The following is a 14,893-nucleotide window of genomic DNA, read 5'->3' as shown; positions in this document are numbered from 1 at the left end:
TTCGGCTCTCCGCCTCCCCCCTCTCTCCTCACGAAGGACCCGCGACATGACTGCCGGCCGCCGCCGCGAACACGATCTGCTGGGCGATCGCGACATACCCGCCGACGCGTACTGGGGAGTGCACACCCTGCGCGCCTCGGAGAACTTCCCCATCACCGGTACGCCGATCGCCGCCTACCCCCATCTGATCAACGCGCTCGCCGCCGTCAAGGAGGCCGCGGCCCGTGCCAACCAGGATCTCGGACTGCTCACCGCCGAGAAGGCCGACGCCATCTCCGCCGCCTGCCGGGAGATCAGGGACGAGGGCCTGCTGCACGACCAGTTCGTCGTGGACGTGATCCAGGGTGGCGCCGGTACGTCGACCAATATGAACGCCAACGAGGTCATCGCCAACCGGGCGCTGGAGATCCTCGGTCATGCCAAGGGCGACTACCACGAGCTGCACCCGAACGAGGACGTCAACCTCAGCCAGTCGACCAACGACGTCTACCCGACCGCCGTCAACGTCGCCACGATCCTCGCCGTACGGGAACTGCTCGACGCGATGACGATCCTGCGCGAGGCGTTCGCGGCCAAGGCCGAGGAGTTCCGCGAGATCCTCAAGATGGGCCGGACACAGCTCCAGGACGCGGTGCCGATGACCCTGGGCCAGGAGTTCTCCGCGTACGCCGTCATGCTGGAGGAGGACGAATGCCGGCTGGCCGAGGCCGTCTGCCTCGTCCATGAGATCAACCTCGGCGCGACCGCCATCGGCACCGGTCTCAACGCCCCGGCGGGTTACGCGGAGGCCGCCCGCCGCCATCTCGCCACCCTCACCGGACTGCCCCTGGTCACCGCGGCCAATCTCGTCGAGGCCACCCAGGACTGCGGCGCCTTCGTCCATCTCTCCGGTGTGCTCAAGCGCATCGCGGTCAAGCTCTCCAAGAGCTGCAACGATCTGCGGCTGCTCTCCTCGGGACCGCGCGCGGGCTTCGCGGAGATCAATCTCCCGCCGGTGCAGGCCGGTTCCAGCATCATGCCGGGCAAGGTCAACCCGGTCATCCCGGAAGTCGTCAACCAGGTCGCGTTCGAGGTGATCGGCAACGATGTCACCATCACCATGGCGGCGGAGGCGGGTCAGCTCCAGCTCAACGCCTTCGAACCGATCATCCTGCACTCCCTCTCGGAGTCCATCACCCATCTGCGGGCGGCCTGTGTCACGCTCGCCGAGCGCTGCGTGTCCGGTATCACCGCCAATACGGAGACCCTGCGCGCGAGCGTGGAGAACTCCATCGGGCTTGTCACCGCGCTCAATCCGCACATCGGCTATCTCGCCGCGACGGAGATCGCCAAGGAGGCCCTCGCGTCGGGGCGCGGTGTCGCCGAACTGGTCCTGGAACGGGGGCTGATCCCGGCCGACCGGCTCATGGCCCTGCTGCGCCCTGAGGTGATCGCGGGTACGGGTACGGGTACGCACACAGATGCGCCCGATACGGACGCGGCCTGATACGGAGCCGCGACGCGACCACGCGACACGCCCCGGCCGCGCTCCTGTTCACGGCGAGCCGTGCTCCCTGCGGGGGAACGACTGGAGTTGTACGACGACCGGGAGCGCGTCCGGGGCGGGCTCGGTGTCGGCACCGGTGCCGGGTGCGGCGCGGGATTCGGCGTCGGGGGCGGGGAGATGGCGGACGATGACGGCCGTCAGCTCCTCGTTGAGGGCCCGCAACTGGTCCGGTGTCATCCGCAGATCACGCCAGTCCGAGAGGGTGCCGGCGTTGCGCCACTCGTCCTCCCACTCCTCGCCCAGATAGTGCGTGACCCGCTCGAAGTGCTGTCTCAGCAGTTCCTGGGTGAAGACCGACACCGCACCTCGGGCATCGGGATCGTCCCGGAGATCGGCGGTGTGGAGTACGTTCGTCACCTTCACCGTGCGCCACCACCGCTCCCGTTTCGTACCGCGTCCCGTCTCCTCCTCGATGAAGCCGTGCTCGGCGAGATGACGCAGGTGCCAGCTGATGGTGCCGGTGTTCTCGCCGAGGCGTTCGGAGAGCAGGGTGGCGGTGGCGGGACCGTCGAGCCCGAGCAGTTCGTAGATGCTCATCCGCAGGGGATGGGCCAGCCCGCGCAGGCTGCGCGCGTCGAGGCGCCGGGTGGGCTTGGCGGCGGGCGGTGCGGCGCGCTCCGGCGTGGGTTCGTCGGTCATGCCGGAATCGTATGGTGCGCGTCCCCGGGGTCCCCCTCCGCCGGTGGAGGGGCGCGTGTCCTCCGCCGTCTCCACGCGTTACACCGACCATGAACGCGTATCGATTTCTCACCGCCGCCGCGGCAGGCTCCGCGCTGCTCGCCGCCGTCGCCCCCGCCGCCCAGGCGGTCGAATTCGGCTCCACGCTCAGCAGTGCCGCCCAGACCGCGGCGACCGTGGGCACCAAGGCCGAGCCTGTCGTGGAAGGCGTCCTCGGGAACAAGGTCGACAAGAAGGTGGGCGCCGTGAAGGGCGCGGTGAAGGCCGGGGCCGACGCGGTGAAGGCCGGGAACGATCTGATCAACTGAAGGGAATGACGGTGGGGGGCGGTGCCGGTAGGCGCCGCCCCCACCGTCATGTCGGGGGCCGGAATCCCAGGGGTCCAGGCGAGGGAGTCCGACCGAGGCATGGTTGCCCGCTGCGGGACATGCGTCAACAATGCCCATGACAAAACCGAAGGAACTTCGGTCACAGAGGGGACCCCACATGAGAAAGCCTCTCCTCGGCGCGCTGCTCGCCGTCCTGCTCCTCGGAGCGGGAGCGGCACCCGCCATGGCCACCAGCCATGACGCGGGCGCGCCCACGAAGACCGCCGGGACCGCGGCAACCGCCCAAGCCAAGGTCCAGGCAGTCGACTTCGCCGGAACGGTGGCGCTCAGCAACTGTTCCGGCTCCGTTGTCCGTACGCCCGCCTCGCAACCGAGCGACCCCGCCCTCGTGCTGTCCAACGGCCACTGCCTGGAGAGCGGGATGCCCGCCGCCGGCCAGGTCATCGTGGACAGGGCGTCCACCCGCACCTTCAGCCTGCTGAACTCCTCGGGCACCGGCGTCGCGACCCTGCGCGCCAGCAAGATCGCGTACGCGACCATGACCGACACCGATGTCTCGTTGTACCAACTCACCAGCACCTACGCGCAGATACAGAGCGCGTACGGGATATCGGCGCTGGAACTCAACGCCACCCGCCCGGTCCAGGGCACCGCGATCAAGGTCGTCTCCGGCTACTGGAAGCGGATCTACAGCTGCGACATCGACGGATTCGCCTACCAGTTGAAGGAAGGGAGCTGGACCTGGAAGGACTCGGTCCGCTACACCTCCGCGTGCAACACGATCGGCGGCACCTCCGGCTCGCCCGTTATCGACAACACCACGGGCAAGGTGGTCGCCGTCAACAACACGGGCAATGAGGACGGTGCGCGCTGCACGGTCAACAACCCGTGCGAGGTGGACGAGAACGGCACCGTGACCGTACGCCAGGGCATCAACTACGCCCAGGAGACCTACGGGATCGTGCCGTGCGTCGGCACCGGCAGCAAGATCGACCTGACGCGTACCGGCTGTACCCTGCCCAAGCCGTAGGAACGCGGGGAGCGCGTACACGGTGTGGCGCCGCCGGGGGACCGGCGGCGCTGTCGACGAGAGGGGCCGCCATGCGCGCCGAGCAGTGGACCGGGGTCGTCACCCAGCACGGCGAGGGGCCCGGCTGGGACCCCGGCACCGGCCAGTTGAGGATCGTCGACCTGCTGGCCGGAGACCTCCTCACCTTCGGCCCCGGGGCCAACGGCGCCGACGCGTACGAGCGGTGGCATCTCGGCGCGGTCGCGGCGGCCTGGCGACCCCGGCGCTCCGGCGGCGTGGTCGCCGCTGTCGAGCGGGGCTTCGTCCTGGTGGCCGAGGACGGCACCCTCACGCCCGGCGACGAGCTGTGGTCCGACCCCACGGTCCGGATGAACGACGGGGCCTGCGATCCGGCCGGCAACTTCTACTGCGGTTCCATGGCGTACGACACCCGCCCCGGTGCCGGCTCCGTCCACCGCCTCACCCCCGACGGCGCCACCTCGGTCGTGCATACCGGGGTCACCATTTCCAACGGCCTCGCGTGGGCGCCGGACGGCGGTTTCGCCTACTACGTCGACACCCCCACGCAGACCGTCGCCCGGATCACCACCGACCCGTCGACCGGACACTTCTCCACCCCCGAGCCCTGGGTCACCATCGACCCGGACGACGGCTCCCCCGACGGCCTCACCCTGGATGCCGAGGGGGGAGTTTGGGTCGCGCTGTGGGGCGGCTCCGCGGTCCGCCGCTACGCGTCCGACGGCACCCTGGACGAGGTGGTCGAGGTCAACGCCCGCCAGGTCAGCGCCTGTTCGTTCGGCGGCGACGGCTACCGCCGGCTCTTCATCACCACCTCGCGCCAGGACCTCGCGGACGGCGACGATCCGGCCGCGGGCGCCGTGTTCACCGTCGATCCGGGGATCGCCGGACTCGCCCCGCTGCCGTACGCCGGGTAACGCCGCGGAGCGATCCGCCGTCCACCGCGGACAACGGGTCCGCTCAGAGTCCCGGCGCACCCCAGACGGGGAACCAGCGCGCGAGATCGGGCTCGATCCGCAGATCGTTCCCGAGCACCGCTCTGACCTGGAGTTCCCGCTGATTGTCACGCTTCTCGGCGCTGCCGGGCAGGGGCGCGAAGGGGTAGAAGCTGCCGCGCTTGTAGAGATACACGAGAGCCAGCGGCCGCTGTTCGGTGTCCCGGAAGCTGAGCAGTGAGCAGAGCAGCTGAGGGCCGAAGCCGCCGTCCTGGAGCAGAGTGTTGACCGCGTGCAGATCGTTGACCAGCGTGGCCGTGTCGTCGGGCGCCCGACGCGCGAGCAGCCAGGTGTAGCCGTAGGAGTCCTGGCTGAATTCCACCGGGCGGCTGTCCTGGCCGGTGTCCGCGTCCAGCAGCTCGCGCACGTCCTGCCGGATCCGGGCGAAGCCGCCGCCCTCGACGCCCGCGAAACAGACCGAGCCGAGACCGGTGGGGGTGTATCCGGCCCCGGCCTGGAGCGTGAGCGCGGCGGACGGGAGGGCGAAGAGCTGGTCGAGATCGGGGCTGACCGGTTTGCTCCGGCCGAGGATGGCGTCGAGAAGGCCCACGGGTCCAGCTCCTCAGAGTGACGGCGGTGACGGCGGTGACGGCAGTGACGGCAGTACGTCGGTGACGGGCAGGGACGGAAATACGGAAAGCGACGGCGGTGACGGCAGGAGGCTCACGGACGGGCGAGCTCGGCGGAGATACGGGCGAGCTGGTCCAGCCGCTGTTCCAGCGTCGGGTGCGAGGCGAGCAGCCGCCCCAGGCTCTCCTTCGAGGCGAACGCGGGCACGAAGTAGAAGGCGTTGTACGGCTCCGCCTTCCGCAGGTCCTCCGTCGGGATCCGCGCCATCTGACCGCTCACCTTGGTCAGCGCCGAGGCGAGCGCCGAAGGCCGGCCGGTGAGCAGCGCGGCCGTCCGGTCGGCCGAGAGCTCACGGTAGCGGGAGAGCAGCCGGGTCAGCAGGAAGCCGATCGTGTACACCACCGCGCTGACCAGCGGAATCAGCAGGATCGCGAGCCCGGCGGGGCCGGCGTTCCTGGCGCTCCTCGACAGCCCGCTGTAGAGCGCGATGCGAGTGATCAGACCCGCGAGCACGCCCAGGAACGAGGCGATGGTCATCACCGCGACATCGCGGTGCGCGACATGCGACATCTCGTGCGCGAGGACGCCTTCCAGCTCCTCCGGCTCCAGTCTGCGGAGCAGGCCGGTGGTGGCGCAGACCAGCGCGCTGCGTTCGTTCCGGCCGGTGGCGAAGGCGTTCGGTATGTCACTCCGCGCGATCGCCACTTTGGGTTTCGGCATATCGGCCAGCGCGCAGATCCGGTCGACGGCGCCGTGCAGCTCGGGTGCCTGCTCGGGGGTGACCTCGCGCGCGCCCATGCCGAAGGCCGCGATCTTGTCGCTGAACCAGAACTGCGCGATGAACAGTCCTCCGACGAGGATCAGGATGATCGGCCAGAACTTGCCCAGTACGGCCAGCAGCACACCGACCAGGACCACGTACAGCAGCCCGATCAGGAACATGGTGGTCACCATGCGGGTGGTCAGACCGCGGTCCTGGGTGTAACGGGTCCGTGTCATCGCTCGCCTCCATTAGTTCCTTCTTCTTTCATTTTCCCCCTTTCCTGGCGAAACGGAATAAGCGCACTATATGGAAGGCGTAGGACCGGCCCCATGAAAGACGTAGGACCGGCCCCCCGAGGCGCCCCCCGGCCGGTCCTACGCCCGTTTCGCGGCCTCTTCCGTGGCCTTTCGCCCGCTGCCGCTACAGCGCCGGGTTCGCGTTCTTCAGCAGCTCCTGGAACTGCGCGGAGAACCAGTCACCGGACAGCGGCGCGTTCGGCAGCGCACCGGACATGTGGTTGTTGTTCCGGGGATTGCCGGTATACGTCGGGTCGCACATCCGGTCGAAGCCCTTGCCCTGGTCGTTCGGGATCTCCTTGCTCGCCCCGTCCGACTCGCCCGGGGGCTTCATCCACACATACGCGTCGATCCCGGCGGCGGGCGATGCCTTCGGCCGCTCGCCCAGTCCGGCTCCGGACTGGTTGCACCAGTTCCCCAGGTGGATGCGGCGGTCGTAGCGCCCGCCGTCCACATAGGTGTCCACACTGGTCTGCGGCCCCGGGCCGGTGGGCCGGGCCGAGCCGCCCCAGCCGTTGCGGGAGGTGTCGATCAGCATGCCGATGCCCGACGGGAAGCCGACGTTCACCAGTTCCTGCCGGAAGGCCTGGGCGAACGACTGCTCGTCGACGTAGCGGTTCCAGTCCACCCACTTCGACTCACGCACGGACTTGCCGGCCACGTTGTCGTTGATGGTGAAGTTGTTCTCCTTGAGCGCGCCGTAGTTGGCGGTGTTCGCGATGAAGCCGTGCACCTTGTCGACCGTGCTGCCCTCGGCGGTCGCGGCCTGCTTGAAGATCTGCGCCGAGGCGTTGAAGTTGTCGTCCCAGCCGATCCAGCCGTGGTGACCCGCGTCGACATAGTTGTAGACGTTGGGGACGGCGCCGAGGTGGTTGAGCGCGTAACCGACGCCCTTGACGTAGTTGCCGTTCGCCTTCATCACATCGCACTGCGGTGTGACGGTCGGCCGGGGCGTGACATTGGTGACCAGATTGGGCAGCGAGTCGATCTCGACGGTCGTCACGATCCGCAGGCCGGCGTACTTGCTGTCGGCGAGTATGGCGGCGATCGGATCGATGTACTCGCTGCGGTACCGGCCGATCTCCGTCGGGCCCAGCTCCCCGTTGGAGGCGAGCGCGGCGCAGTCACGGCCCGGCAGGTTGTAGATCACGAGTTGGACGACGAGCGGCTTGCCCGCGGCCTGCCGCAGCGCCTCGTCGAGATGGTCGCGCAGCCCCATGCCGGTGCCGACACCCTCGATGGCCGCGATCCGGTCCAGCCATACACCGGTCGGCTGGTTGGAGATCTTGCTGCCGCCGGGCTCGGCGGCGGCCTTCGCGGACCACTCCGGGTTCACGTACACCCCGGCGCCCACGTACGGGTTGTCGACCTTGGATCCGGCCGGCGGGTCGGTCGGCGGGTCGGTCGGGGGATCCGTGGGATCGCCGCCACCCGGCGCGTTACAGGTGACCCCGTTCAGCTTGAAGGCGGCCGGAACCGCGTTGGACCCGGTGACCGAGGCGTTGAAGCCGAAGGACGCCGAGGCGCCGGTCGCCAGCGAGCCGTTGTACGACACATTGGCGGCGGAGACGGCCGTACCGCTCTGGGTGAGCGTGGAGTTCCAGCCCTGCGTCACCTTCTGGTCGCCGGCGAAGCTCCACTCCAGCTTCCAGGAGCTGATCGCGTCTCCCGTGTTGGTCACCTTGACGTCGGCCGTGAAGCCGCCGTTCCAGGCGGTCTGGATCCGGTAGTCGACGGTGCAGCCGGCCGCCGCGGCGCCGATGGGCGCGTCCAGCGCGGTCGCGGTCCCGGCCGCGGCGGCGACCAGCGCGAACGCGGCGAGCGCCGCGCCTCGCGCACGTCGCGGAGGGGTGGTGGTGCGGCTCATGAGAGTCCCTTCAGATGGTCACGGAGTCCTACGCCGAAATTCGTGGGCGTGCCGTTGTAGTCGCTGATCAGAGCGGGCCCCGAGGAGCAGTCCCAGGTGTTCCAGGTCCACCCGAGATACGAGGCGCCATGGCTGTCGAGCCAGGCCATGACCCGGTCGATATAGCCGTGCGAGCAGGTGTTCTCGCCGATCTCGCCCGCCACGAAGGGCACTTGGGCGGCCACCGGCGCCAGCTGTTCGTTCCAGCAGCTCTCGCTCGCGCAGACGTTGAAGTTGTACGTGTGCCAGGCGGCGGCCAGATTGCCCGCCGGGTCGGTGGGCCGGTACTTCAGCCACTGCCGCATGTCGTTGGAGTAGGCGATGCCGGGGATCAGCACCAGGTTCTGGGCGCCGGTGGCCCGTACCGCGTTCACCAGCGACTGCATTCCGGCCACCTCGAAATCGATCCCCGGACAGCTGCCGCCGTCGCGCCAGCAGGTCCAGGCCGCGTCGAGATTTCCGGTGGCCCGGTCCGGGAACGGCTCGTTGAAGAGGTCGAAGACCACCGCCGGATCGTCCTTGAAGGTCTGCGCGACCGAGGTCCAGAAGGCCGGCGTGTACCGCGCGTTCGGCATCGGCTTCTGGCAGGTCGCGTACTCGGTGTCGGGGCAGTGGTTGTCGTTGCCCGTGTATCTGCCGTGGGTCCAGTGCAGTTCGACGACCGGCGTGATGCCGTGCGCCTCCAGCCTGGTCACGAACTGCTGGACCGCGGTGATGTAGTTCGCGCCGGCGTACTCCGGCTTGACATGCGAGAGGCCGAGCCAGCACTCCTCGTTGAGCGGTATCCGTACGGTGTTGACCTTCCAGTCCGCGATGGCCCGCACCGACGCGTCGTCCACCGGGCCGTCGAAGACGCCGTAGCCCTGGACGCACGCGAACTCGCCACCGGAGCGGTTGACCCCGAGCATGCGGCGGGTCGCGCCGTTCTCGTCGACCAGTTTGTTGCCCGAGGCGCGCAGCTTGGGCGGGGCGCCGCCCGGCCCCGGTGGATCGGTCGGTGGATCGGTGGGGGGATCCGTCGGCGGGTCGGTGGGGTCGCCCGGTCCCGGACCGCCGTCGCACGCGACGCCGTTGAGCCTGAAGGCGGTGGGCGCCGGGTTGGCCCCGGACGTGGAGGCGAGGAACCCGGCGCTGAGCGAGCCGCCGGTGGCGATCTTCCCGTTCCAGCTCTCGTTGACCGCGGTCACGGTCCTGCCGGACTGCGACCACTTCCCGTTCCAGCCCTGGGTCACCTGCTGACTTCCGGGGAAGTCGAAGGTGAGCGTCCAGGCCTCGACCGGTGAGCCGTTGTTGGTGAGCGTGACAGCGCCCTGGAAGCCACTGTCCCATTCGTTGGTGGTGCTGTAGGCGACGGTGCAGCCGGCCGCGGTTCCCGACGCGGTCAGCTGCGGTGCGAGAGCGGTGCCGGCCACGGCCAGGGCCCCGGCGGCCAGCAGTGCGGTGAGGCGCGGTGGTGCTCGCATGGAGCGACTCCTCGATGGCCGATACGCCGCCTGACACGGCGTATGACTGATGGAAGCGCTCCCACTGGTTGGCTTCCGACGGTAGCGCCGAAGTCGCGTGAGTCAACAGTCCAGTTGAATTCTTTTATCTGGCGACTCGCCCGGACGTGCGTCGTGTTCAAACTCTTGACAGGTGCACGGTCCCGCTCAACGCTTGGGAGCGCTCCCACTGGTTCGCACCCCCCACACCACCCGCACCGGACCGCGAGGAGGACCACCCCATGCTCGGCTTACGAGGCTCACCATCAGGGGCACCACCGCCATCCGGAAGATCCGGCCGATCACGTGGCATCCGGCGGCTGCTCACCGCGCTGGCCGCCGCCCTCTCCCTGCCGCTCGGTCTGACCGCGGTCAACAGCACCCCCGCGCACGCCGCGGCCCTCCAGTGCGGTGTCGACTACAAGACCAATGACTGGGGCTCCGGCTTCACGGCCGACCTCACCCTCACCAATCGCGGTACGGACCCCATCGACGGCTGGACACTCAGCTACGACTACGCCGGCAACCAGAAACTCACCAGCGGCTGGAACGGCACCTGGAGCCAGACCGGCAGGACCGTCACCGTCAAGAACGCCCCGCACAACGCGAGCATCGCGCCGGGAGCGGCGGCGACCGCGGGTGCCAACTTCGACTACAGCGGCGCCAACGCCAAGCCCACCGTCTTCGCCGTCAACGGCGTGACATGCACGGGCCCGCATCAGCCGCCCCTCACCGTACTGACCAGCCCGGCGCCCGGCGCGGTGTTCACCGCGGGCGGCACCATCCCGATGGCCGCCACCGCGGTCGCCGCCGACGGCGCGGGGATCTCCAAGGTCGAGTTCTACAGCGACACCCAGCTGCTCGGCACGGACACCACCTCCCCGTACACCTTCGACTACGCGAACGTCCCCGCGGGCGATCTCTCGCTCTACGCGAAGGCGTACGACGGCCAGGGCGCCGCGGCGGAGTCCACGCCGGTCGGGGTACGGGTCACCGCGGGCCCGTCATTGGTCGCGAGCCCCGCCCAACTGGGCGTACAGCAGGGCAGGACCGGCACCTTCGGGGTGAAGCTCTCCACCAGGCCGGCCGCCGATGTCACGGTCACCGTGGCCCGCACCGCGGGCAACCCCGGCCTCACCGTCACCTCCGGCTCCACCCTCACCTTCACCGGCGCCAACTGGAGCACCGCCCAGCAGGTGACCGTCTCCGCCGCGGCCACCGGCACCGGCGCCGCCACCTTCACCGCGACCGCGCCCGGCCAGACCAAGGCCGAGGTGACCGTCACCCAACTGGCCGCGGCCGGTACCTATGACGCCCGGTTCCTCGATCTGTACGGCAAGATCACCGATCCGGCCGCCGGCTACTTCTCGCCCGAGGGCATCCCGTACCACTCGGTGGAGACCCTGATCGTCGAGGCGCCCGACCAGGGCCATGAGACGACCTCGGAGGCGTACAGCTATCTGATCTGGCTCCAGGCCATGTACGGCAAGGTCACCGGCGACTGGAGCAAGTTCAACGGCGCGTGGGCCACCATGGAGAAGTACATGATCCCCACCCACGCCGACCAGCCCACGAACAGCTTCTACAACGCGTCGAAACCGGCCACCTACGCCCCCGAGTGGGACCTGCCCTCGCAGTACCCCTCGCAGCTCAACAGCAATGTGCCGGTCGGCAACGATCCCCTCGCGGGCGAACTGAAGAGCGCCTACGGCACCGATGACATCTATGGCATGCACTGGATCCAGGACGTCGACAACGTCTACGGCTTCGGCAACTCGCCAGGCAAGTGCGAGGCGGGACCGGCCGACCAGGGGCCCTCGTACATCAACACCTTCCAGCGCGGACCGCAGGAGTCCGTCTGGGAGACGGTGACCCAGCCGACCTGCGACGCCTTCAAGTACGGCGGCAAGAACGGCTATCTCGATCTGTTCACCGGGGACGCCTCCTACGCGAAGCAGTGGAAGTTCACCAACGCTCCGGACGCGGACGCCCGTGCCGTCCAGGCCGCCTACTGGGCCTCGGAATGGGCCAAGGAACAGGGCAAGGGCGGCGAGGTCGCGGCCAATGTCGCCAAGGCGGCCAAGATGGGGGACTACCTCCGCTACGCGATGTACGACAAGTACTTCAAGAAGATCGGCGACTGTGTCGGCGAGACGGCCTGTGCACCGGGCAGCGGCAAGAACAGCTCGCACTATCTGCTCTCCTGGTACTACGCCTGGGGCGGTGCCACCGACGCCTCGGCGGGCTGGGCCTGGCGTATCGGGTCGAGTTTCAGCCACAGCGGCTACCAGAACCCGATGGCCGCCTGGGCGCTGAGTTCGTACGCCGATCTCAAGCCGAAGTCCGCCGGCGGTCAGCAGGACTGGAACACCAGCCTCAAGCGGCAGTTGGAGTTCTACCGCTGGCTCCAGTCCTCGGAAGGCGGTATCGCGGGCGGCGCCACCAACAGCTGGCAGGGCAGATACGCGCAGCCCCCGGCCGGCACCCCGACCTTCTACGGCATGTACTACGACGAGGCGCCCGTCTACCACGACCCGCCGTCCAACCAGTGGTTCGGCTTCCAGGCCTGGTCGATGGAGCGCGTCGCGGAGTACTACCACCAGACCGGTGACAGCGCCGCGAAGGCCGTGCTGGACAAGTGGGTCGCCTGGGCCCTGTCCAAGACCACCGTCAACCCCGACGGTACGTACCGGATCCCGTCGACCCTCCAGTGGTCCGGCAAGCCCGACACCTGGAACGCCACCACGCCCGGCGCCAACACCGGTCTGCATGTGACCGTCGCCGACTACACCAATGACGTCGGGGTGGCCGCCGCGTATGCCAAGACCCTCTCCTACTACGCGGCGAAATCGGGCAACGCGGCGGCCAGGACCACCGCGAAGGCGCTCCTCGACGGGATGTGGGACCACCACCGCGACGCGCTGGGGATCGCCGTCCCCGAGACTCGCGCCGACTACAGCCGCTTCGACGACCCGGTCTACGTACCGAGCGGCTGGACCGGCACCATGCCCAACGGCGACGCGATCAACGGGAGTTCCACCTTCGCGTCGATCCGCTCCTTCTACGAGAGCGATCCGGCCTGGTCCAAGGTCGAGGCCTATCTGAACGGCGGGGCCGCGCCGAGCTTCACGTACCACCGCTTCTGGGCGCAGGCCGACATCGCGCTGGCCCTCGGCTCGTACGCCGATCTCTTCGAATAGAGGTGTCCTTTCGGGGTGTTCGACCGATCGCTCATGTGGGGCCCCGCGCGTCATGGGCGCGGGGCCCTCCCGCTGTCAGGACCCCTGCCCGTGCGACCGATTGATGTCTGTATGCCGCACTCAATTGACAACACCAGGTCAAATCCTGGTATTTGATCTGTCCCTACGAGTCCGATCGATGTCACTCTCTGGACGGCTCAGGGCGCGTGGATCACGCGGTGAGCCAGTTCGTGGCATTCGCACAGCTCAGCACAGCTCAGCACCATCGGGCGGCGGTCCACCCACGGCCGTCGCTTCCCCACACAGGGCCGTTCCCGACGGCCCGGCACCCTTGGAGACTGAGTGAGACTCGTAGCTTCCACCCCCCGCTCCCACACCCCCCGCAAGAACGTCGTCCGTGTCGCGGCCCTGGTCGCCTCCGCCGCCATGGTGGTCGTCGGCGTCCAGTCGGGACCGGCCGCCGCCCAGCCCGACCCCACGCGGGAAAGCGGCGCCACGGCCCTGGAGCTGAGCCCGGCCCAGCGCGTCGACGCCATCAAGTCCGCCCAGGCGGACGCCGCGAGCGAGGCCGGTGCCCTCGGCCTCGGCGCCCGGGAGAAGCTGGTCGTCAGGGACGTCATCAAGGACGCCGACGGCACCGTCCACACCCGTTACGAGCGGACCTACGCGGGCCTGCCCGTCCTCGGCGGCGACCTCGTCGTCCATCAGGCCCCGGCCGGCGGGCGGGACGTGACCAAGGCGACCACCGCCCGAATAGCCGTGCCCTCCACCGACGCCGGGCTTCCCGCGGCCACCGCCAAGTCGAGCGCGCTGAAGGCCGCTTCGGCGGAGAAGACCGCCAAGGCGGCGGCGGACACCGCGCCCCGCAAGGTGATCTGGGCCGCGACCGGCAAGCCCGTGCTGGCCTGGGAGACCGTCGTCAAGGGCGTCCAGCCCGACGGCACCCCGAGCGAGCTGCACGTCGTCACCGACGCGGCCACCGGCGAGCGGCTGTTCACCGACGAGGCCATCGAGGCAGGCACCGGCACGGGCAAGTACAACGGCTCGGTGACGCTCGGCACCACCAAGAGCGGCACCACGTACAACCTCACCGACGGCGGTCGCGGCGGCCACAAGACGTACGACCTGAACCAGGGCAGCTCGGGCACCGGCACGCTCTTCACCGACGCCGACGACATCTGGGGCGGCGGCAGGCAGAGCGCCGCCGTCGACGCGCACTACGGCGCGGCCGAGACCTGGGACTTCTTCAAGAACGTGCTGGGCCGCAACGGCATCAAGAACAACGGGGTCGCCTCCTACTCCCGCGTCCACTACGGCAACAACTATGTGAACGCGTTCTGGAGCGACAGCTGCTTCTGCATGACCTACGGTGACGGCTCCGGCAACGCCAACCCGCTCACCTCGCTCGACGTGGCCGCGCACGAGATGAGCCACGGCGTCACCGCCGCCACCGCCAACCTCACCTACAGCGGTGAGTCCGGCGGACTCAACGAGGCGACCTCCGACATCTTCGCCACCGCGGTCGAGTTCTACTCCAACACCGCGAGCGACCCGGGCGACTACCTCATCGGTGAGAAGATCAACATCAACGGTGACGGTACGCCGCTTCGCTACCAGGACAAGCCGAGCAAGGACGGAGCGTCGAAGGACTACTGGTCGTCCACCCTGGGCAGCATCGACGTCCACTACTCCTCGGGCCCGGCCAACCACTTCTACTACCTGCTGTCCGAGGGCAGCGGCGCGAAGACGATCAATGGTGTGAGCTACAACAGCCCCACCTACGACGGCTCCACGGTCACCGGCATCGGCCGCGACAAGGCCACGCAGATCTGGTACAAGGCGCTCACCACGTATATGACGTCCTCCACCAACTACGCGAAGGCGCGCACCGCGACGCTGAGCGCGGCGGGCGCCCTCTACGGCACGACCAGCGCCGAGTACAAGGCGGTCGGCGCCGCCTGGACCGCCATCAACGTCAAGTGACCCCGATGGCCCGGCACAACGGCTGATCTCCGGGGTACGGGCCCGTGCGCTCCGAGCGCGCGGGCCCGTACCCCTTCCGGGCCTCCGGGTCCACCGGT

11 protein-coding genes are annotated in these 14,893 nt (G+C 69.0%); 6 read left to right on the top strand and 5 right to left on the bottom strand.

Annotated elements, in window-relative coordinates; all coding sequences use genetic code 11:
* The first annotated feature begins 46 nt into the window (after positions 1-46).
* On the top strand, positions 47-1,486 hold the full coding sequence (gene aspA, locus ABTZ59_RS13260; protein ID WP_351395355.1) for an aspartate ammonia-lyase: 1,440 nt from the start codon (positions 47-49) through the stop codon (positions 1,484-1,486).
* A 48-nt stretch (positions 1,487-1,534) separates the two neighbouring features.
* Here the strand turns inward: aspA and ABTZ59_RS13255 are convergent, their stop codons facing one another.
* On the bottom strand, positions 1,535-2,185 hold the full coding sequence (locus ABTZ59_RS13255) for a helix-turn-helix domain-containing protein (protein WP_351395352.1): 651 nt from the start codon (positions 2,183-2,185) through the stop codon (positions 1,535-1,537).
* An 89-nt stretch (positions 2,186-2,274) separates the two neighbouring features.
* Here ABTZ59_RS13255 and ABTZ59_RS13250 point away from each other — a divergent pair, with 89 nt between their 5' ends.
* The 3 genes from ABTZ59_RS13250 to ABTZ59_RS13240 all read left to right on the top strand — a co-directional run bounded on the left by ABTZ59_RS13250 (position 2,275) and on the right by ABTZ59_RS13240 (position 4,518).
* Positions 2,275-2,532, top strand: a complete 258-nt coding sequence (locus tag ABTZ59_RS13250) for a hypothetical protein (RefSeq protein WP_351395350.1) — start codon at positions 2,275-2,277, stop codon at positions 2,530-2,532.
* 178 nt (positions 2,533-2,710) lie between these two features.
* Positions 2,711-3,583, top strand: a complete 873-nt coding sequence (locus ABTZ59_RS13245; RefSeq protein ID WP_351395347.1) for a trypsin-like peptidase domain-containing protein — start codon at positions 2,711-2,713, stop codon at positions 3,581-3,583.
* 71 nt (positions 3,584-3,654) lie between these two features.
* Positions 3,655-4,518 (top strand): SMP-30/gluconolactonase/LRE family protein, encoded by an 864-nt coding sequence (locus ABTZ59_RS13240; RefSeq protein WP_351395344.1) that lies wholly within the window; start codon positions 3,655-3,657, stop codon positions 4,516-4,518.
* Positions 4,519-4,561: 43 nt separating this feature from the next.
* Here the strand turns inward: ABTZ59_RS13240 and pspAB are convergent, their stop codons facing one another.
* From pspAB to ABTZ59_RS13220, 4 genes are all read right to left on the bottom strand, one after another.
* On the bottom strand, positions 4,562-5,146 hold the full coding sequence (gene pspAB, locus ABTZ59_RS13235) for a PspA-associated protein PspAB (protein WP_351395341.1): 585 nt from the start codon (positions 5,144-5,146) through the stop codon (positions 4,562-4,564).
* Between the two features lie 113 nt (positions 5,147-5,259).
* The gene (htpX, locus tag ABTZ59_RS13230; RefSeq protein WP_351395338.1) at positions 5,260-6,165 is read right to left on the bottom strand and encodes a zinc metalloprotease HtpX; all 906 of its coding nucleotides are present in this window, start codon (positions 6,163-6,165) and stop codon (positions 5,260-5,262) included.
* 184 nt (positions 6,166-6,349) lie between these two features.
* Complete coding sequence (locus ABTZ59_RS13225) at positions 6,350-8,092, bottom strand: glycoside hydrolase family 6 protein (protein ID WP_351395335.1); 1,743 nt, start codon at positions 8,090-8,092, stop codon at positions 6,350-6,352.
* Entirely contained in the window at positions 8,089-9,594 is a 1,506-nt protein-coding gene (locus tag ABTZ59_RS13220; protein ID WP_351395332.1) for a cellulase family glycosylhydrolase, read from the bottom strand. Before ABTZ59_RS13220 ends, ABTZ59_RS13225 begins: the two co-directional genes overlap by 4 nt.
* A gap of 260 nt (positions 9,595-9,854) precedes the next feature.
* Here ABTZ59_RS13220 and ABTZ59_RS13215 point away from each other — a divergent pair, with 260 nt between their 5' ends.
* Positions 9,855-12,812, top strand: a complete 2,958-nt coding sequence (locus ABTZ59_RS13215; protein ID WP_351395329.1) for a glycoside hydrolase family 48 protein — start codon at positions 9,855-9,857, stop codon at positions 12,810-12,812.
* A gap of 426 nt (positions 12,813-13,238) precedes the next feature.
* A complete protein-coding gene (locus tag ABTZ59_RS13210; protein WP_351395521.1) occupies positions 13,239-14,795 on the top strand; it encodes a M4 family metallopeptidase in 1,557 nt (518 codons plus the stop codon).
* Positions 14,796-14,893 lie beyond the last annotated feature (98 nt).

This window comes from Streptomyces sp. NPDC094034 (assembly GCF_040303865.1).
Lineage (GTDB): Bacteria > Actinomycetota > Actinomycetes > Streptomycetales > Streptomycetaceae > Streptomyces.
The sequence above is the reverse complement of the archived record's forward strand: the minus strand, read 5'-3'. Positions and strand labels throughout refer to the sequence as shown.